Genomic DNA, 17,976 nt, shown 5'->3' with positions numbered 1-17,976 from the left:
CTCAGCCTCATTGGTTGCCGACCGTCACCTGCTGGTCGTTGATGACGGAATCGACCCAGGGAAAGACCCAGGTCGACAACACGGCGAGCACGGCGACCACGAGCACCAACACCAGCGCGATGCGCAGCCAGACCGGTCCGGGTAGGGTGCGCCAGATTGCTCCATACATTTCAGCTCTCCTCATGCGCGGCGACAGCCGACGTGATCTCAGCGGGAGCACCTGCGGCCCTCGGCCGGAACGAATCGAACACGCCGTAGGCGATCACACGTTCTGCCGTCGACCAGAGAGGGTTGCAACTGGTGAGGGTGATGATTGAATCAGTCGGTGTCACGCCGCCATTGCGAGGTACAGGGGCAAGCACGTCGATCTGGGTATCCGGCACGAACTCGAGGTCCCGAAACGCATAGGAGTACCACCCGTCCGCGGTCTCGACATAGATCCGGTCGCCCAACCGGAAGTCGGTGATCCAATGCATGCCACCGCCGTAGGCGCTGCGATGGGCCGCCAGAACAAAATTGCCGGCTTCTCCCGGCAATTGGGTGTCCGGGTAGTGTCCGACCCTTCCGGCGTTCAGAATCGCGACGTGGTCGACCCCTTCGGTGATGACCCGAGAATAGTTCTTTTCATACTCGGCGAACCGCGGTACATACAAGATGGCGAAGTCGTCGCCGTGGTTCGCCTGCTCGACGACGACGGGGTCAGCAGCCGTATCCGCGGGCTTCTCCGTCTCCTCCGGCTGCGCCGTATTCGACGGAGCCACCGGGTGGTCCTTGGTCCAGGTCTGACTGAGTTCCGTGGCATCGGTGCGCTGTTGGCCGGCAACGATAAAGTCGTTCCACCACAACTGCCAACCGAGGAACAGCAGAACCAGCACGCCGGCGGTGATCAAGAGTTCCCCGAGTACTCCAACGACACTCACCTGTCGCCGTGTGTGCCGTGGGCGCTGGAGTGGTGATTCTCGCCCCGAAGTATCGGCACGCGGCGCAGGGATACCCGGCTCCTGAACATGCATAGGGGCAAGTCTATGGGAGGCGCCATGTGCATTTCTCCACAGTCTCCACGCCGCCGGGGACCCTTCAACTGTTGGGGTGCGTCGCTGCCGTCAGGATCTTCAGCTGAAACCGACTAGAGTCGTATGTCATGGCACGAACTACGACTCCCCAGCCCGACCGCAACGAGGCCGCGCGCTCCAAGCACGATCAGCCCAACGCCGTCTGGTTCAAACCAGTGATGTTCGGATTCATGCTGGTCGGCTTGGCCTGGATCATTGTCTTCTACGTGAGCAACAGCCAGTATCCGGTTCCCGCGCTCGGTTCGTGGAACATTCTTGTCGGCTTCGGGATCGCGTTCGTCGGATTCTTGATGACCACTCGGTGGCGCTGAGCACCGCTTCGAGTGAATGCGACAACCGGCCCGTGCGGGATCGCCAGAACTTAGAGGCCTTCGACAATTACACCGCTGTAATTATCCCCAATGTGGATAGACCTGTGGATAACTCTTAGAACAGTGCCTTCGAGAAACTGATCAGCAGCAACACCACGGCGACCGCGGAGACGCCGAGGATCTGGATCCGTTTATTACTGGGGGTTCGGGTCTCCAAATAGATGTAACCGATCAGCGCGCCGACCATCAGACCGCCCACGTGGGCCTGCCAGGCGATGTTGAGGTTCGGGATGAACCCGATCACGAGGTTGATACCCACCAGAACCAGCAGTTGGGTCATATTGCCACCCATGCGGTGCTGAATCACCACGAATGCGCCCACGAGGCCGAAGATGGCCCCTGAGGCACCGAGAACGAACTGGTCAACCGGCGCCAGCAGCATCACCGCCACCGAACCGCCGAGGCCGCTGAGCAGGTACAGGGCGAGGTAGCGCCCGCGCCCCAACAGCGTCTCGAGAATCCGGCCGAAGATCCACAGCATGTACATGTTCAACAGCAGGTGGAAGATGAAGCCCGTGGAATGCAGGAAGGTCGCGGTGATCATCCGCCACGGCTGGAATGAGACGTCTGAGTATGGACTGTTCGGGTCGGAGAATGCGGGCGCGTAGATGAGAGCGTTCGTCACTCCCAGCCCGGGGATCCATTGAAGGATGTAGAGGAACACGCACAGCGCGATGATGGAATACGTGACCACCGGTTTGCCCTCGCCGGCAACCCGGGTGAGGATCGCCGGTTTGGTGCGCGGCGCACTCGCCCGCTGCTCACGCATGCATTCCGGGCAGATCACACCCACCGCCGCCTGGGTCTGGCATTCCGGGCAGATCGTGCGTCCACAGCGCTGGCAGAGAATGAAGCTCTGCCGGTTCGGGTGCCGGTAACAGAAGTTCGCGGAACGCTGTTCCGCGCCGCTCACCGGGTGATAGCTCACCGAATCAGTACTTGCTAGACGTTCTCGACGGTCACAGAGATGATCTTGACGTCTTCGAGCGGGCGGTCACGGCCGTCTGTGGCCACTTGGGCGAGCTTGTCGACCACTTTCTGGGATGCCTCGTCCTCGACGATGCCGAAGATGGTGTGCTTGCCCTGGAGCCACTCGGCCGGGCCGACCGTGATGAAGAACTGGGAACCGTTGGTCCCCCGCCCGCCACGCAGGCCGGCGTTGGCCATCGCGAACACGTAGGGCTTGGTGAAGTTGAGCTCGGGGTTGATTTCGTCGTCGAATTGGTAGCCGGGGCCGCCGGTGCCGGTTCCGAGCGGGTCGCCGCCCTGGATCATGAATCCCGGAATGATGCGGTGAAAGACGACACCGTTGTAGAGCGGGTCGGTCGAAGTCTTCCCGGTGTCCGGGTGGGTCCATTCGATCTGCCCGGTTGCGAGGCCGACGAAGTTCTTGACCGTCTTGGGGGCGTGGTTACCGAAGAGGTTGACCTTGATCTCGCCGACGGTGGTTTCAATGGTTGCGACTGCAGTATGCAAAGACATGAGACTCATTCTCGCACACCCCGGCTGGGTCGTTGCCCGAGGTTGGCCAGTGTTCGCGGCAATCACGAAGTTTCGGCTGGTGGCCCCCTGAGTATTTGTGCTCACGGGGATGCGTGGCAAGATGGAGGTGAAACGCTTCTTTACCCTATCGATGGAGGACGCAGTGGGTTTATCACGAAAGCGCAATAAGGAATTGAAGCGCCTGCGCGGCAATGCCGACGATCTGTGGCAGCAGCAGCAAGATGTGCTGGAACAGTCCCGGGAAGTCATGCGCGAGGCCAAACGCCAATTGTCGTTGCTTGCTCAAGAAGAGGTCTCACCCCGAGTGAAAGGTGTGATCGACCATCAAGTGCGCCCTCGTGTCGACCGGTCGGTCGAACTCGGCCGTAACGTCGCCGGTTCGGCCCGTCACGCGCTGGTGGACAACGTGTTGCCCTCGGTGGCCGCCGTAATCGGCTCCACTTTGTCTGTTGTGGACATGGCCAGGAGTGGAAACTTCGATAAGGCACTGAGCACCGCAAAGTCACGCGGAGCCGAGGCCCTGCGCGCGGCGCGGGTTCCGGTACCCGAGCCGAAGCGGCATGTGGGCGTCGGCGGAGTACTCGGCATCATCGTCGGCATCACCGCACTGGCCGGCGTCGGGTACGCCCTCTGGCAGACGTTCCGCGCCGACGACGAACTGTGGATCGCGGACGACGAGCCCGAGTCGCCCTGAACCGTGTGAATCCTGATTCGGCAGACAGAGACGAACGAGGGCCCCGACATCCGCTGGATGTCGGGGCCCTCGTTCGTTGCAATCTGTGGAGACGAGGGGAATCGAACCCCTAACCCCCGCCTTGCAAAGGCGGTGCTCTGCCAATTGAGCTACGTCCCCATTGGGGAAAGAAAACTTCTTACGTTCCCTTGTGGGGCTACCAGGACTTGAACCTGGGACCTCTTCATTATCAGTGAAGCGCTCTAACCACCTGAGCTATAGCCCCTGAATGGGCAGGTTTACCTTACCGGAAAACCTGCCCTTACTCACAATCGAGAACCGATCAGTTGTTGCTGAACCCGAGCAAGAGCCCGCCCGTGATCTTCACGCTCAGGTTGTAGAGCAGGGCGATGACCGCACCGAGCACCGTCACCACGACCGTGTTCAGCACGGCGACGACGACGGTGAAGCCCATCACCGTCTGCAGCGAGAGTATCTCCTTGAGACTGATCCCTTCAGCATCCTGGCCCGCCAACTGCGCCATCAACGAATCGACGGTGTCGAAGACGTGAGTCGTCGTCAGTACGGTGTGCACCAAGAAGGTGACCACAATCATCATGACGGCCAGCGCCAAAGCGATCAGAAAGGACAATTTCAGGCTGGACCAGAAATCAACGTACACCAGCCGAAGCCGAACCTGCTTGGTGTTCGCAGATCGGGCAGACTTCTTGGCGAGTTTCTCCGCGACGCTACTGCTCATCTAGGGGTGTTTCCTTCTGGTTGTCGCTTGCGCTTTCCGGTGAAGCATCTTGTTTATCAGAGTTTTCCTGAAGATTGCCGGTATCGGCATCTGCATTGGCCGAGGCGTCTGGTTCTGCGTCGGCATCCTCTGATACCAGGTTGCGCTCCGCGTTCCGTGCCACGGCGATGATCCGGTCGTCGTCGTCGAAACGGGCGAAGATGACACCCATGGTGTTTCGACCGGTGCCTGTCACCTCAGACACTGCAGAACGTACCACCTTGCCACCTGCCATCACCACCAGGATCTCATCATCTTCGTCCACGATCAGCGAGCCGACCAGGTCCCCGCGATCCTCGGCCAGTTTGGCGACCTTGATACCGATGCCGCCCCGGTTCTGGATTCGGTACTGGGACACCTCGGTGCGCTTCGCGTACCCGCCTTCCGTGACGACGAAGACGTATCCGTTGTCGCTGACCACAGCGGCATCCAGCAATTGATCCTCACCACGGAAATGCATTCCGATGACTCCCGAGGTGGAACGCCCCATCGGCCGCAGAGCCTCGTTCGATGCGGTGAACCGAATCGACATTCCCTTGCGGGAGAACAACATGATGTCCGAGTCTTCGTCGACCAGCAGCGCACTGACCAATTCGTCGCCCTCGCGCAGGCGAATGGCAATGATTCCCCCGGAACGATTGGTGTCGTACTCGGTCAGCAGGGTCTTCTTGACCAGTCCGTCACGGGTCGCCAGGGCCAGGTAGGTGGCCGCCTGATAGTCAGGGATGTCCAGGATCTGGGCGATTTCTTCACCGGGCTCGAGAGCGAGCAGGTTCGCGACGTGCTGGCCCTTGGCGTCTCGGCCGGCTTCTTGCAGTTCGTAGGTCTTGGCCCGGTAGACCCGGCCCGTGTTCGTGAAGAACAACAGCCAGTGGTGGGTCGTGGTGACGAAGAAGTGCTCCACGACGTCGTCGGCGCGAAGGGTCGCGCCGCGCACGCCCTTGCCGCCACGGTGCTGACTGCGATAGTTGTCGCTGCGGGTGCGCTTGACGTACCCGCCCCGAGTGACGGTGACAACCATCTCTTCTTCGGGGATCAGGTCTTCGACGCTCATGTCGCCGTTGAAGCCGTACATGATCTCGCTGCGCCTGTCGTCGCCGAACTTGGTGACTATGTCGGCCAGTTCGGTGCTGACGATGTCGCGCTGCCTCTGTGGGCTGGCCAGGATCGCCTGGAATTCAGCGATCTGGCGCTCGAGTTCAGCAGCCTGATCGATGATCTTCTGACGTTCGAGGGCCGCGAGACGGCGCAACTGCATCGACAGGATTGCATTGGCCTGGAGCTGGTCGACGTCGAGTAGCTGCATCAGGCCCTCACGGGCGTCATCAACAGTCGCCGAGCGGCGAATCAGGGCGATCACCTCGTCGAGGGCATCCAGGGCCTTCAGGTAGCCGCGCAGGATGTGGGCTTCCTCTTCGGCACGCTTGAGCCGGAACGCCGTGCGCCTGACGATGACATCGATCTGATGTGCCACCCAGTGGGTGATGAAGCCGTCCAGCGGGAGGGTACGCGGAACACCGTCGACGATGGCCAACATGTTGGCCCCGAAGTTCTCCTGCAGCTGGGTGAACTTGTACAGGTTGTTCAGCACGACCTTGGCGATCGCATCGCGCTTCAGCACGATCACCAGGCGCTGGCCGGTGCGGCCGGATGTCTCGTCCCTGAGGTCGGCGATGCCGCCCAGCTTTCCGTCCTTGATCAGTTCGGCGATCCGGGTGGCAAGGTTGTCTGGGTTGACCTGGTAGGGCAGTTCGGTGACGACCAGGCAGGTGCGTCCCTGCAACTCTTCGACGGTGACGACCGCTCGCATGGTGATCGACCCGCGGCCGGTGCGGTAGGCGTCCTGGATTCCCTTGACGCCGAGAATCTGCGCACCGGTGGGGAAGTCGGGGCCCTTGATGCGGTGCAGCAGGGCGTCGAGCAGTTCTTCGCGGCTCGCCTCTGGATTCTCCAGGTACCACTGGGCGCCGGATGCCACTTCCCGAAGGTTGTGTGGGGGGATGTTTGTGGCCATACCAACGGCGATTCCCACGGATCCGTTGACCAGCAGGTTGGGGAACCTTGAGGGGGTGACCACCGGCTCCAGGGTGCGCCCGTCGTAGTTGTCCTGAAAGTCGACGGTGTCCTCGTCGATGTCGCGCACCATTTCAAGCGCGAGCGGCGCCATCTTGGTCTCGGTGTACCGGGGGGCTGCTGCGCCGTCGTTTCCGGGAGAACCGAAGTTTCCTTGGCCCAGGGCGAGCGGGTACCTGAGACTCCACGGCTGCACCAGACGCACCAGCGCATCGTAGATCGAAGAATCACCGTGGGGGTGGAACTGCCCCATCACGTCGCCGACGACGCGCGCACACTTGGAGAACGCCTTGTCGGGGCGGTAACCGCCGTCGTACATGGCGTAGATCACCCGGCGGTGCACCGGCTTCAGTCCGTCGCGCACATCGGGGAGGGCACGGCCCACGATGACGCTCATGGCGTAGTCGAGGTAAGATCGCTGCATCTCCAGCTGCAGGTCGACCTGCTTGATCTTGTCGTGGTTCAGAACGATCACCCCGGTGTCGGTGGTGATCGTCTCGATCTCACCCGCGGTGTCCTGCGGCTGGTCTGGAGTGTTCTCGTCGTCTGCCATGAATGTTGTCGTTTCGTCTCTCAGTTGTCCGAGTGTCTTGGCTTGGGCCCGGTCACCCGGACAGGTTTCTCGCTCGTCGGTCCTCGATGCCCACGGCGATCAGGATCCATCAGATGTCGAGGAAACGAACATCCTTGGCGTTGCGTTGGATGAAGTTTCTGCGTGATTCGACGTCTTCACCCATCAAGGTGGAGAAGATCTCATCCGCGGCGGCCGCATCATCAAGCGTCACCTGCAACAGGGTGCGGCTAGCCGGATTCATCGTGGTCTCCCACAATTCTTTGTAATCCATCTCACCCAGACCCTTGTAACGCTGGATGCCGTTGTCCTTGGGCACCCGCTTGCCCGTTGTCTGCCCGTGAGCGAGCACAGCATCACGCTCGGCATCGCTGTAGACGTACTCGTGGGCCGCGTTGCTCCATTTGATGCGGTACAGCGGCGGTTGGGCCAGGTACACGTAGCCGAGTTCGATCAACGGCCGCATGTACCGGAACAGCAACGTCAACAGCAGCGTCGTGATGTGCTGCCCGTCGACATCGGCATCGGCCATCAGGATGATCTTGTGGTATCTGGCCTTGTCGGGCGCGAAGTCCTCGCCGATGCCCGCGCCGAACGCGGTGATCATCGCCTGCACCTCGTTGTTGCCGAGGGCCCGGTCGAGCCTGGCCTTTTCCACGTTCAGGATCTTGCCTCGCAGGGGAAGGATCGCCTGGGTCTCCGGGTTGCGGCCCTGCACGGCTGAGCCGCCGGCCGAGTCACCCTCGACGATGAAGATCTCAGAAACGCTCGGGTCCTTGCTCTGGCAGTCCTTCAACTTACCGGGCATGCCCCCTGACTCCAGCAAGCCCTTGCGCCTGGTCTGCTCCCTGGCCTTGCGCGCCGCGATCCGCGCCTGGGATGCCTGGATGGCTTTGCGAATGATGTCCCTGGCCTGCGTGGGGTTGCGGTCGAACCAGTCGCCGAGCTGGCTGCCGGCGACCCTCTGCACGAATGCCTTCGCCTCGGTGTTGCCGAGTTTGGTCTTCGTCTGACCCTCGAACTGCGGTTCCGCCAGTTTCACCGAGATGACGGCGGTGAGTCCTTCACGAACATCATCACCGGACAGGTTCTCGTCCTTCTCCTTCAAGATGTTCTTGTCCCGCGCATAGCGATTGACCAGCGAGGTGAGTGCCGCACGGAATCCCTCTTCGTGGGTGCCGCCCTCGTGCGTGTTGATCGTGTTCGCGTAGGTATGAACGCTCTCGTTGTAACCGGTGGTCCACTGCATCGCAACTTCGAGCGAGATCTTGCGCTCGGTGTCTTCGGCCTCGAACGAGATGATGTCTTCGTTCACCAGATCGCCGCGCTTGGTGCGGTTGAGATACTCGACGTAGTCGACCAGCCCCTGTTCATAGAGGTAGGTGTCGCTGGCGTGCTCGCCGTTGTCATCGAGTTCGCGCTCGTCAGTGATCTTCAACGTGAGTCCCTTGTTCAGGAACGCCATCTGCTGGAACCTCGACCTCAGGGTCTCATAGTCGAATTCGACCGTTTCGAAGATATCCGGGTTCGGCCAGAAGGTCACCATGGTTCCTGTGCTGTCGGCCTCTTCTTCCTGGGCCAGCGGTGCCTGGGGAAAACCATCGCGATAACTCTGACGCCAGTAATGGTTCCTGCGCCGAACCTCGACCTCGAGGCGGCTGGACAGGGCATTCACCACCGAGACGCCGACACCGTGCAATCCGCCGGAGACTGCGTAACCGCCGCCGCCGAACTTTCCGCCCGCGTGCAAAACCGTCAGTACGACCTCGACGGCTGATTTGCCTTCACTCTCAACGATGTCGACCGGAATTCCCCGGCCATTGTCGACCACTCGGATCGAGTTGTCGGGGCAGATGGTGATCTCAATGTGATCGCAGTGGCCGGCCAACGCCTCATCGACGGAGTTGTCGACCACCTCGTACACAAGGTGGTGCAACCCCCTGGGACCCGTTGACCCGATGTACATTCCCGGTCGTTTGCGTACCGCTTCCAACCCTTCGAGTACTTGAATCGCACTGGCACCGTATTCGCCATCGGGGACATAATTATTCGATTCAAGTGACATTGGGTGACGGGGCTCCTGACAGAATTATTCTCGACTACTCATTCTAGCAAAGCCCGCACCACAAAACCGCGTCAACGGCCTTCTGAGGCGACTTTTTCGATGGGGTGACCTCTTTTGTCTACTCAACCGTAAGTATCGCGCGGGCCCCGGCCTGGAATTGATCTGGGACCGCGTTTCCACGAGGGTACGTCAGGCCCCTGAAAGCGAATCGATTCAATGCCCGCATCCGGGAACCTCTCGACGATGTGGTTGAGGATCACGTGTCTCATGAGCCGCAACTGGGTCGCCCAGGCCGTCGACTCACATTGCACCGTCAATAACCCATCGGTGATTCCGACCGGTGACGAATGCCTGGCTGTGTCCTCGCCCGCCACGTCGGGCCACGAATCCATCAGTTCCGACTGCGCAAGAGACGAGTTCCAGCCCATGGAACTGGTCAGGGCGCCAATGACGTCGTTCAATCCATGCGGATCTCGACCCGTGCCGAACGGAACGCTCGCCCCCGGATCACGCGTGGCCCGTTTCCTCGCCGCATAGGAACGTGACGCTCCATCACCGAAGACCTTCTTGAACCGCAGGTAGACCCGAACCGATTCACTCGCACGAGGATCAGACATCGACGGGCCCGTCGATGATTGTTCCGGCATGGATGTGCACGGTGTGGGCACGCAGTGATTCCGGAATGTCCTCGAAAACTGCGGCGGTGATCAGAACCTGCTCATAATCGCCGATCGCTGCGGCCAGGCGCGCCCGGCGAAACGCGTCGAGTTCCGCGAAGACATCATCAAGGATGAGAACCGGATCCCCGACAGTCGATCGTCGCCTGAGAAGGTCGGCAGAAGCGAGTTTCAATGAGAGCGCGAACGACCAGCTCTCACCGTGGCTGGCATACCCCTTGGCCGGCAGCTGGTTGAGCTCGAAGTGCAGGTCATCCCGGTGGGGGCCGACCAAGGTCATTCCCCGATCCATCTCGTTTCGTCGAACAGAGGCCAAGGCGTTGCGAAAATTGTCCGAGGTAGTTTGTAAGTCGTCCGTATCGGCCGGGACGGTCAACTCCATGGTCACATCGGGCCCGTGGTCGGCGTCGACGATCGCCCGGTAGGAGGAGCGCATCGGTTCCCTCAGCTCGCGCACCAGGGAATTGCGCTCGGTGATGATGACCGTGCCGAATTCGATCAGCCGTTCATCCCAGATCTCGAGTGTGCTCAGTTGGTTTCCGGCGAGCCCGGATGATCGAGCAGACTTCAGCAGGGTATTGCGCTGCTTCAGAACGCGTTCGTAGTCGGCGATGACCCCCGCCATCCTGGGCGCCCGCAGAATCAACAACTGGTCGATGAATCGTCTTCGGTTCGCCGGTTCTCCCCTGACCAGGGCTAGATCCTCCGGTGCAAAGAGCACACTGGAGAAATATCTCGGCAGTTCTCTGGGTTTGATCACACCTTTGTTGATCTGGGCGCGGTTCGGGGTCGACCTGTTGATCTGCACCTCGGCCAGGATCTCGCGTTCGGCGTGGGAAAGCCGTGCCCGGATGATGGCCGCATCGGCCCCATTTCGAATGAGGGCTTGATCTTGGGAGACCCGATGGGAGCCCAGTGTGCTCAGATAGCCCAATGCCTCGACGAGATTGGTTTTTCCCTGCCCGTTTTTGCCCACGAAGAGATTGGCGCCTCCAGCGAGTGCGACATCAACCGACCGGTAGTTTCTGTAGTCGACCAGATTCAGATGTCTAACCCGCATCGTCGTCCACTCGACCTGTTCTCCCTTGTTGCTCTGGTACCCGTTCTGCTCCAGGCCTAACGCAACAAGAGGTTTGGCTGCAGAAGGTATTTGTAACTGTCGGAACCGATCTGTTCCTTCGATGTCTGGCTGGTGATGAGCACCGGGCCCGGTTTGTTCGGATTCTCTGTCTTGGTGAAGGAGATCCGAACGAACTCCGAGCGCACTGCACCGAGGCCATCCAACAGGAATTGCGGCTTCAGTGACACGACGGTGTCCGTTCCGGTGAGGATCGCGTCGATGGTTTCAGAGGCCTGGGCCTGTTCGGACCCGGTCGCCTCCAGAGTCAGTCCGTCGGCGGTGAAGGAGAACCGCAATGCAGCCTCTCGCTCCAGAACCAACGACACACGGCGCGTCGCCTCGACCAGCTCGGCCGTGTTCATCACCGCATAGTTATCCACAACCTCGGGGAACAGACGGCGAACCGGCGGGAAGTTGCCCTTGATCAGCAGAGAGGTGACCGTTTTACGGTCGGCGGTGAACGAGATGAGTTCGCGATCGTCGGTGTTCGTGATTCCGACCTCGATGGTTCCACTGTGGCCGAATGTCTTTCCGACCTCCTGCAATGTGCGCGCAGGCACCAACGCCGTCACGGCTTCAATGGTGCTCTTCGCTGCATCCCAATCGATTTCGCGCACCGCCACTCGGTAACGATCGGTGGCGACCAGGCTCAACCGATTGTCGGCTATCTCCAACTGCACTCCGGTGATCACCGGAGTGACATCATCCCTCGAAGCCGCGACGGAGACCTGGGCAACAGCCTCGGCAAATTCGTTTGCAGGCAACAAGCCGGTCTGGCCCGGCACTTGGGGGATGCTCGGATATTCCTCCACCGGCATCGAGAGCAGAGTGAAGTTTGCCGATCCGCACGAGACCAGAACCCGGGACTGTTCCACTGTGAAGTTCACTGGCGCCTGTGGCAATTTATTGGCGATTTCCGCGAGAAGACGGCCCGAGACGAGCACTCGGCCGGTCTCTTCGACATCGGCGACGACCGTTGTCTGTGCTGAGACCTCGTAGTCGAATGAGCTCAGGACGAGACCGTCTTCGGTCGCCTCGATAAGCACACCGCTCAGAATCGGCAGGGTGGTTCGCTGGGGCAAAAGCTTCACTGCAAATGAAACGGCGTCGTTGAATATATCTCGATTGGCCTGAAACTTCACGAAGGTCACCCCTGATATTGGAGGAAATAGTTGTGAGCGCAATGCTATCGGTCTTGCTCGCGTTTCGTGTATCTGTGGGGAGAGCAGCCCGCTCAGGTGATTTTGTGTGCGCGGGTAAAGGTTCTTTCAGACCCTCTTTAAATTCTTTAAGGATTAAAGACATTAACCGTTGTGGAAAGTGTGGACAAGACTTGGTCACCCACGGGATCTCCGAGAACTACACGTCTGTAAGTTGTGGAACTCGCAGGGCGAAGTGTTGTGGATGCGCGCAATCCTGCCACGCCCGAACACGAGGTTTGCACATCCTGAAGCTTCTTATCAACATTCTTTGGACATTTCAGGCGAGTTATCCACAGCTTCATCCACAGGCCACAGATGCGGTCGGATGAGGAGGCAGAACCCACGAATTCGAAAATCAGAGGGAACCGTACCGTTGATTCTGTTTGATCCGGCTGGTGAGATCGGTGACCTGGTTGTAGATCGAACGGCGTTCCTTCATCAATTCACTGATCTTCTTGTTCGCGTACATCACAGTGGTGTGATCGCGATTGCCGAACAACTGTCCGATTTTGGGCAGGGAGAGGCTGGTGAGCTCACGACACAGGTACATCGCGATCTGCCTGGCCGTGGCAATGGCCTGGGAGCGAGAGGATCCGTACAGGTCGTCGACGGTCAATTTGAAGTAGTCGGCCGTGTGATTGATGATCTCCACCGGTGAGATCACATTGTCATCGTCGAGGGTGATCAGGTCTTTGAGCACCGTCTGCACCAGGGTCATATCGACGACCGTGTGGTTGAGGCTCGCAAATGCTGTGACGCGGATCAGGGTGCCCTCCAGCTCCCGAATGTTCGAGGAGACCTTCGTTGCAATGAACTCCATGATCTCGTCGGGCACCTGGAGCTTGTCGTTCTGGGCCTTCTTTCGCAGGATTGCTATGCGAGTCTCGAGGTCCGGTGCCTGAACATCGGTGATCAGACCCCATTCGAACCGGCTGCGCATTCGATCTTCGAAACCGGTGAGGTGCTTCGGCGGCAGGTCACTGGTGATCACGACTTGCTTGTTGTGATCATGAAGGGTGTTGAAGGTATGGAAGAAGGCTTCCTGGGTCTCTGACTTTCCCTGGAGGAACTGAATGTCATCAATGAGAAGAATGTCGATGTTCCTATAGCGGGATTGGAAGTGAGAGCCCCGGTTGTTCGCGATCGAGTTGATGAAGTCATTGGTGAACTCTTCGGAACTGACATACCGAACCCGGATCCCCGGGTACAGGCTCATGGCATAGTGGCCGATTGCGTGGAGCAGATGTGTCTTGCCCAGACCCGATTCACCGTAAACGAACAGCGGATTGTAGGCCTTCGCCGGAGCTTCGGCGACAGCAACAGCAGCAGCATGGGCGAACCGGTTGGAGCCGCCGATGACAAAGTTGTCGAAACTGTACTTCGGGTTGAGTCTGGTATCGGAATTGCGTCCGGCGACGGGTTCAGGATCCGTGTGCAGCAGGGGTGCGTGCTCGACGAAGGGTGGGTCGATGTGATCGGGCGCCGTCGTGTAGTCCTCCGGAGTGATCTCTGGATTCACAACGATCGCGAACGTGGACACTGCCAGGGTCTCGTCGAGGCTGCCGATTGCATTGAGCAGGGGCATCCGCATTCTCTGCTCGAGCATGCCACGGGTGAATTCGTTGGGCACTTCCAGATACAGCGTGCCGGTCATGATCCCCTTGGGTTCGACCAGGTTGACGAAGCCATTGAGGGCCGGGGTGATTCGATCGTCTGCAGAAAGTTCGGTGAGAACCAGATTCCAGATGTCTTTGATGGACTGATCGTCTGCAGTCATAGCGTCCTTAGTCATAGTGTTTCGAAGCGCACGCGCCATTGCGTGCGCTGCAGTTGAGGCAACCGTTTCGCACGGTATTCATCCACAATTACCCACGAAGTTATCCACTGACAGTACCGATTTCCGCGAGTTCATGCAGTTTCGCTTCAGGTAGGCTGGGGATAACTCTCTGGATAACTTTATTGACTGGCGCAGGTCTGAACCAAATTCATTGGGTGATGCCCCGCGTGTCTTGAGCGAATCGCGCTTGATCATACGAGAGAATTGATCGTTTGGCCTGTAGCGGTTTGACCTAACCGCCTGTAGGCCGTAGGTTTAATCAGTTGACCTTAGCCGTTTAGGCAATCCCCAAGCATTCCTGGCCACCCTTCGTGGTTTCGGAGATACAGTACGTGGAGACCACACCGTGAGCAAGAGAACTTTTCAGCCCAATAACCGCCGCCGCGCCAAGGTGCACGGATTCCGTCTGCGCATGCGCACCCGCGCCGGCCGTTCGATCCTGTCTGCGCGCCGGCGCAAGGGTCGCACCGAACTGTCTGCATAACATCTAGCGGTGCTGGCCCGTGTCAACCGTCTTGTCCGGGCGGAGGACTACAGGAATGTTGTTCGCCGCGGCCGCAGGGTCGTCGGCAAGAACACCGTTGTCTACCTGTTTCCAAGCGATGAGCCTTGTGGCGTCAGATTTGGGTTCATCACCGCACGGAGTGTCGGAGGAGCCGTGGTGCGCAATCGAGTCCGGCGAAGACTCAAAGCGATCTGCGCCCTGGAATTGCCGCATGTGAAGGAAGGGACCGATATCGTGATTCGGGCTCTCCCGGGTTCGTCCACCGCTTCGTGGGTTACCCTGCAATCAGAGGTTGTCCGGGGAATCAGTAAGGGTAGTGGAACGTGAGCAAAGTGATGTGGTTCCTGTTTCTTGCGCCCCGCAATCTAGCCGTGGTTCTGCTCAGGTTGTATCGATTCGCGATCTCTCCCCTTTATGGTGATGTCTGCAGGTATTACCCTTCGTGCTCCGCGTACACGTTGCAGGCGATCCAACAGCGTGGATTGATTCCGGGGACGGGTCTGGGGCTGCGGCGAATCGCCCGCTGTCACCCGTGGGCTGCCGGCGGAATCGACGATGTTCCTCCGGCCAGGGTGGCGCGGTATTCCCTGACCTCATTCGGATTTGTGATCGTGCGCGCGCACGGGAAGGCCTGACTCACCAATGGATCTCATAGGCACTCTGCTCTGGCCCATCAAATGGGCCATCGAACTCATACTTGTCTTCTTCCATTGGGCATTGACGAATATCGGGAACATGGATCCCGCAGCGGGTCTGACCTGGGTGTTGTCGATCGTCGGTCTGGTGCTGGTGGTTCGGGCGGCGCTGATCCCGATCTTTGTGAAGCAGATCCAGAGCCAGCGAAAGATGCTCGAAGTCGCCCCACACCTGAAGAAGATCCAGGACAAGTACAAGGGAAAGAAGGACCAGGCGTCCCGTGAGGCAATGAGCCGCGAGACGATGGCGATGTACAAGCGGACAGGAACCAACCCGCTGAGCTCGTGCCTCCCCCTGCTGCTGCAGATGCCGATCTTCTTCGGACTGTTCCAAGTTCTCAACAATGCGCAACACGGTATCGCCGGAGTCGGCCCGTTGTCGGCGGAACTTGGTGCCCAGTTCGGCTCCGCGAAACTTTTTGGCATTGCTCCGCTCAGTTCGAGCTTCTCCAGTGCAATGAATGCCGAACCGCAGCAGGTGGCAGTCATGTGGGTGGCTGCGATCATGGTGGTGCTGATGACCAGCTCGCAGTTCATCACTCAGTTGCAGATCATTTCAAAGAACATGTCCGCAGAGGCGAAGGCATCTCCGACGTTCAAGCAGCAGCGCATCATGCTGTATCTGCTGCCGCTGGTGTTCATCTTCTCCGGTTTTGCCTTCCCCCTGGGTGTCATGTTCTACTGGCTGACCTCCAACTTCTGGACCATGGGCCAGCAGTTCATCGTGATCCGGAACATGCCCACCCCGGGAAGCGAGGCAGCCAAGGCGCGTGAAGAGCGATTGGCACGAAAAGGCAAGTTGCCGAAGGAAGCGAAGTCCTTGGACCCCGACACCATTGTGATTGAGGAAGAGCCCGCGAAACCGACTCAAAGGCAACAACCGATAAGCAAGAACAGAGCCAAGAAGAAACCCGGCGGAAAGTAGCTTTTGAAATGACACAGGTTTCACCGAAAGACGACGTCTTTGGAGAAGTTTTGACCGACGATGACCAAACGAAAGACACTCTCAGCGTTCCGACCAGGGACGGATCCCGTGACGCCGACCGCGTCGCCAGCACCGTCGCCGAGATTGAAGAAGAGGGTGACATTGCCGCGGACTATATTGAGGAGTTCCTCGATATCTGCGACATTGATGGCGACATAGACATCGAAGCGCGACCGGGCAGGGCCTACGTCGCCGTCAATGCTCCCGATAACGGCAATCTCGGACTACTCTCGCGACCCGACACCGTCAATGCTCTTCAGGAGTTGACGCGTTTGGCCGTGCAATCCAAGAACGGAAAATTCTCCCGTCTCATTCTTGACATCGGCGGCTCTCGTGAGGCGCGGGAGAAGGAACTCTCCCACCTTGTCGACCGCGCGATAGCGCGGATCGAAGAGGGGGCGGCCGGCGCCGCGTTACCCGCGATGACCTCCTATGAGCGCAAGATTGTCCACGACTTGGTAGCGGCTCGTGGCTACCACTCTGCGTCTGAGGGCGCAGGCAACGATCGCCACACGGTGATCAGCGCCAGCCAATAGTTTCACGTGAAACAATGACACTCAGCGAGCTCGAGGGAGAACCCGCCGCCGCTGCTCAGCTCTTCGGAGAGCGGATCGTTCTGGCACGCGAGTTCGCGGGAGCGTTGGCCGAGCACGGTGAAGAGCGCGGCCTGATTGGTCCATTGGAACTTCCCCGCCTCTGGACGCGGCATATTCTCAACTGTGCGGTGGTCGCCCCACTGCTGCGACCGGGTTTGGTGGGAGACGTCGGAAGCGGCGCGGGTCTACCGGGTATTGTCTTGGCAATTGCCCGACCTGATGTGGATTTCGTGCTGATCGAACCAATGGACAGGCGTGTCACCTGGCTGAACGAACAAGTTCAGGCGTTGGGACTCCGCAATGTATCGGTTCTGCGGGCCCGGTCGCAGGAGACGGGCCGAGAGGGCGAGTTCTCCCAGGTGACTGCGCGCGCAGTCAGTGGCCTTTCCAAGCTGATTCCCATGACCGCCCCACTGCTGCGCCCGGCCGGTGAATTGGTTCTGATGAAGGGTGCGGGGGCTGAGAAGGAGATCGAAGCGGCCAGTAAAGTCGTGCGCAGGTTCAGACTTCGAGATGTAGAGGTGGTCACGCTCGGTGACGGCGTGCTTGACGAGGTGACCCGAGTGGTACGGGCTACAGTTGAATGACCACTGAAGGGGAGGCGGATTCATGGCAGCATGGGGATTTCGTCGGCGTGCCACGAAGGAAAGCGGACCGCCTCCGGCGCGGAAGGTGTCCTCTGATGCGCAACCCGGTGTTGCCATGAATGACGTACTCGCTGCCCCGATCGAGCGTTCACCCGCCGCCGGCGAATCCGTGGAATCTCGTTCACCGGCCGAAGTTGTTCCGGTTGACACTCCAGCAGCCGACAAGCTCGGCGCGCCTGTTCCCCTGCTCGCTGATGAACAGCCCGAACAGTCCCCCACCAGTACTGGTTCACTGGCACCTGCCGAGAATCTTTCAGAGGTGATCTCTTCGCCATCCGCTCACCCGCTCAACGCTGCAACCGTCGACGTCGACGATCCCTCGAGCGTGACCCCCGCGGTGAATGCCTTGGGCACGGCGAGTACTGACTGTGGTGATGGTTCTTCCGCGCCAGCTCCACAGAATGGGAAGATGTTTCACGTGAAACAATCTGTCTCCGCCGATCCCGCCTCAGCCGAGGGCCGCGACCCGATGTTTCACGTGAAACAATCTGCCGTTGAACCCGAGAACGACCATGAGGGCGAGCAGAACGACGAGCCTGATCCGATTACCGAGACGCCTCAGGCGACGCCCGCTTCGGATACTT

At 59.5% G+C, this 17,976-nt stretch carries 19 protein-coding genes and 2 tRNA genes; 8 read left to right on the top strand and 13 right to left on the bottom strand.

Going from position 1 to position 17,976, the window contains the following annotated elements; translation table 11 throughout:
• Window positions 1-7: 7 nt before the first annotated feature.
• Both DL891_RS17325 and DL891_RS10100 read right to left on the bottom strand, forming a co-directional pair.
• Window positions 8-169 carry a hypothetical protein gene (locus DL891_RS17325; protein WP_198668842.1) on the bottom strand — a complete coding sequence of 54 codons (162 nt, stop codon included), beginning with the start codon at window positions 167-169 and terminating at the stop codon, window positions 8-10.
• A 1-nt stretch (window position 170) separates the two neighbouring features.
• Entirely contained in the window at window positions 171-920 is a 750-nt protein-coding gene (locus DL891_RS10100) for a class E sortase (protein WP_157962469.1), read from the bottom strand.
• Window positions 921-1,141: 221 nt separating this feature from the next.
• Here DL891_RS10100 and DL891_RS10095 point away from each other — a divergent pair, with 221 nt between their 5' ends.
• A complete protein-coding gene (locus DL891_RS10095; RefSeq protein ID WP_111720296.1) occupies window positions 1,142-1,384 on the top strand; it encodes a cell division protein CrgA in 243 nt (80 codons plus the stop codon).
• 115 nt (window positions 1,385-1,499) lie between these two features.
• On the opposite strand, the gene DL891_RS10090 is transcribed toward DL891_RS10095, so the two are convergent.
• Both DL891_RS10090 and DL891_RS10085 read right to left on the bottom strand, forming a co-directional pair.
• The gene (locus DL891_RS10090; protein ID WP_232819105.1) at window positions 1,500-2,372 is read right to left on the bottom strand and encodes a rhomboid family intramembrane serine protease; all 873 of its coding nucleotides are present in this window, start codon (window positions 2,370-2,372) and stop codon (window positions 1,500-1,502) included.
• Window positions 2,373-2,386: 14 nt separating this feature from the next.
• Window positions 2,387-2,926 carry a peptidylprolyl isomerase gene (locus DL891_RS10085; RefSeq protein ID WP_111720295.1) on the bottom strand — a complete coding sequence of 180 codons (540 nt, stop codon included), beginning with the start codon at window positions 2,924-2,926 and terminating at the stop codon, window positions 2,387-2,389.
• 163 nt (window positions 2,927-3,089) lie between these two features.
• Here DL891_RS10085 and DL891_RS10080 point away from each other — a divergent pair, with 163 nt between their 5' ends.
• A complete protein-coding gene (locus DL891_RS10080) occupies window positions 3,090-3,641 on the top strand; it encodes a hypothetical protein (RefSeq protein WP_157962468.1) in 552 nt (183 codons plus the stop codon).
• 86 nt (window positions 3,642-3,727) lie between these two features.
• On the opposite strand, the gene DL891_RS10075 is transcribed toward DL891_RS10080, so the two are convergent.
• From DL891_RS10075 to dnaA, 9 genes are all read right to left on the bottom strand, one after another.
• Window positions 3,728-3,800: transfer RNA gene (locus tag DL891_RS10075), tRNA-Ala, on the bottom strand.
• A gap of 32 nt (window positions 3,801-3,832) precedes the next feature.
• Window positions 3,833-3,906: transfer RNA gene (locus DL891_RS10070), tRNA-Ile, on the bottom strand.
• A gap of 57 nt (window positions 3,907-3,963) precedes the next feature.
• Entirely contained in the window at window positions 3,964-4,380 is a 417-nt protein-coding gene (locus tag DL891_RS10065; RefSeq protein WP_111720293.1) for a DUF3566 domain-containing protein, read from the bottom strand.
• Window positions 4,370-7,045 (bottom strand): DNA gyrase subunit A, encoded by a 2,676-nt coding sequence (gene gyrA / locus DL891_RS10060; protein ID WP_111720292.1) that lies wholly within the window; start codon window positions 7,043-7,045, stop codon window positions 4,370-4,372. Before gyrA ends, DL891_RS10065 begins: the two co-directional genes overlap by 11 nt.
• Before the next feature lie 109 nt (window positions 7,046-7,154).
• Entirely contained in the window at window positions 7,155-9,128 is a 1,974-nt protein-coding gene (gyrB, locus tag DL891_RS10055; RefSeq protein WP_111720291.1) for a DNA topoisomerase (ATP-hydrolyzing) subunit B, read from the bottom strand.
• Window positions 9,129-9,250: 122 nt separating this feature from the next.
• Complete coding sequence (locus tag DL891_RS10050) at window positions 9,251-9,745, bottom strand: DUF721 domain-containing protein (protein ID WP_232819104.1); 495 nt, start codon at window positions 9,743-9,745, stop codon at window positions 9,251-9,253.
• Window positions 9,738-10,865: a DNA replication/repair protein RecF gene (gene recF, locus DL891_RS10045; protein WP_111720289.1), complete on the bottom strand. Its 1,128-nt coding sequence runs from the start codon at window positions 10,863-10,865 to the stop codon at window positions 9,738-9,740. Before recF ends, DL891_RS10050 begins: the two co-directional genes overlap by 8 nt.
• Window positions 10,866-10,921: 56 nt before the next feature.
• Window positions 10,922-12,067 (bottom strand): DNA polymerase III subunit beta, encoded by a 1,146-nt coding sequence (gene dnaN, locus DL891_RS10040; RefSeq protein WP_111720348.1) that lies wholly within the window; start codon window positions 12,065-12,067, stop codon window positions 10,922-10,924.
• Between the two features lie 415 nt (window positions 12,068-12,482).
• Window positions 12,483-13,904: a chromosomal replication initiator protein DnaA gene (dnaA, locus tag DL891_RS10035; protein ID WP_111720288.1), complete on the bottom strand. Its 1,422-nt coding sequence runs from the start codon at window positions 13,902-13,904 to the stop codon at window positions 12,483-12,485.
• A 406-nt stretch (window positions 13,905-14,310) separates the two neighbouring features.
• On the opposite strand from dnaA, the gene rpmH reads away from it, so the two are divergent.
• Genes rpmH through rsmG form a run of 6 tightly spaced genes read left to right on the top strand, consistent with a single transcriptional unit; the run spans window position 14,311 to window position 17,332 of the window.
• Entirely contained in the window at window positions 14,311-14,448 is a 138-nt protein-coding gene (rpmH, locus tag DL891_RS10030; protein ID WP_055810406.1) for a 50S ribosomal protein L34, read from the top strand.
• A 9-nt stretch (window positions 14,449-14,457) separates the two neighbouring features.
• Entirely contained in the window at window positions 14,458-14,796 is a 339-nt protein-coding gene (gene rnpA, locus DL891_RS10025; RefSeq protein ID WP_111720287.1) for a ribonuclease P protein component, read from the top strand.
• An 8-nt stretch (window positions 14,797-14,804) separates the two neighbouring features.
• Complete coding sequence (gene yidD, locus DL891_RS10020) at window positions 14,805-15,104, top strand: membrane protein insertion efficiency factor YidD (RefSeq protein WP_111720347.1); 300 nt, start codon at window positions 14,805-14,807, stop codon at window positions 15,102-15,104.
• 7 nt (window positions 15,105-15,111) lie between these two features.
• Window positions 15,112-16,089 (top strand): membrane protein insertase YidC, encoded by a 978-nt coding sequence (gene yidC / locus DL891_RS10015; protein ID WP_111720286.1) that lies wholly within the window; start codon window positions 15,112-15,114, stop codon window positions 16,087-16,089.
• A gap of 8 nt (window positions 16,090-16,097) precedes the next feature.
• Window positions 16,098-16,685, top strand: a complete 588-nt coding sequence (locus DL891_RS10010) for a R3H domain-containing nucleic acid-binding protein (RefSeq protein ID WP_111720285.1) — start codon at window positions 16,098-16,100, stop codon at window positions 16,683-16,685.
• 14 nt (window positions 16,686-16,699) lie between these two features.
• Window positions 16,700-17,332 (top strand): 16S rRNA (guanine(527)-N(7))-methyltransferase RsmG, encoded by a 633-nt coding sequence (rsmG, locus tag DL891_RS10005; RefSeq protein ID WP_111720284.1) that lies wholly within the window; start codon window positions 16,700-16,702, stop codon window positions 17,330-17,332.
• Window positions 17,333-17,976: the final 644 nt, after the last annotated feature.

It is taken from the genome of Homoserinimonas sp. OAct 916, assembly GCF_003260275.1.
Lineage (GTDB): Bacteria > Actinomycetota > Actinomycetes > Actinomycetales > Microbacteriaceae > OACT-916.
Note: the sequence above shows the minus strand (reverse complement) of the source record. Positions and strands in the feature narration are given on the sequence as shown.

Excerpts from the sequence above, each read along its gene's own strand:
- DL891_RS17325 (WP_198668842.1), bottom strand. The coding sequence starts at position 169 with ATGTATGGAGCAATCTGGCGCACCCTACCCGGACCGGTCTGGCTGCGC.
- DL891_RS10095 (WP_111720296.1), top strand. The coding sequence starts at position 1,142 with ATGGCACGAACTACGACTCCCCAGCCCGACCGCAACGAGGCCGCGCGC.
- DL891_RS10085 (WP_111720295.1), bottom strand. The coding sequence starts at position 2,926 with ATGTCTTTGCATACTGCAGTCGCAACCATTGAAACCACCGTCGGCGAG.
- DL891_RS10065 (WP_111720293.1), bottom strand. The coding sequence starts at position 4,380 with ATGAGCAGTAGCGTCGCGGAGAAACTCGCCAAGAAGTCTGCCCGATCT.
- gyrA (WP_111720292.1), bottom strand. The coding sequence starts at position 7,045 with ATGGCAGACGACGAGAACACTCCAGACCAGCCGCAGGACACCGCGGGT.
- gyrB (WP_111720291.1), bottom strand. The coding sequence starts at position 9,128 with ATGTCACTTGAATCGAATAATTATGTCCCCGATGGCGAATACGGTGCC.
- DL891_RS10050 (WP_232819104.1), bottom strand. The coding sequence starts at position 9,745 with ATGTCTGATCCTCGTGCGAGTGAATCGGTTCGGGTCTACCTGCGGTTC.
- recF (WP_111720289.1), bottom strand. The coding sequence starts at position 10,865 with ATGCGGGTTAGACATCTGAATCTGGTCGACTACAGAAACTACCGGTCG.
- dnaA (WP_111720288.1), bottom strand. The coding sequence starts at position 13,904 with ATGACTGCAGACGATCAGTCCATCAAAGACATCTGGAATCTGGTTCTC.
- yidD (WP_111720347.1), top strand. The coding sequence starts at position 14,805 with ATGTGGTTCCTGTTTCTTGCGCCCCGCAATCTAGCCGTGGTTCTGCTC.
- yidC (WP_111720286.1), top strand. The coding sequence starts at position 15,112 with ATGGATCTCATAGGCACTCTGCTCTGGCCCATCAAATGGGCCATCGAA.
- DL891_RS10010 (WP_111720285.1), top strand. The coding sequence starts at position 16,098 with ATGACACAGGTTTCACCGAAAGACGACGTCTTTGGAGAAGTTTTGACC.
- rsmG (WP_111720284.1), top strand. The coding sequence starts at position 16,700 with ATGACACTCAGCGAGCTCGAGGGAGAACCCGCCGCCGCTGCTCAGCTC.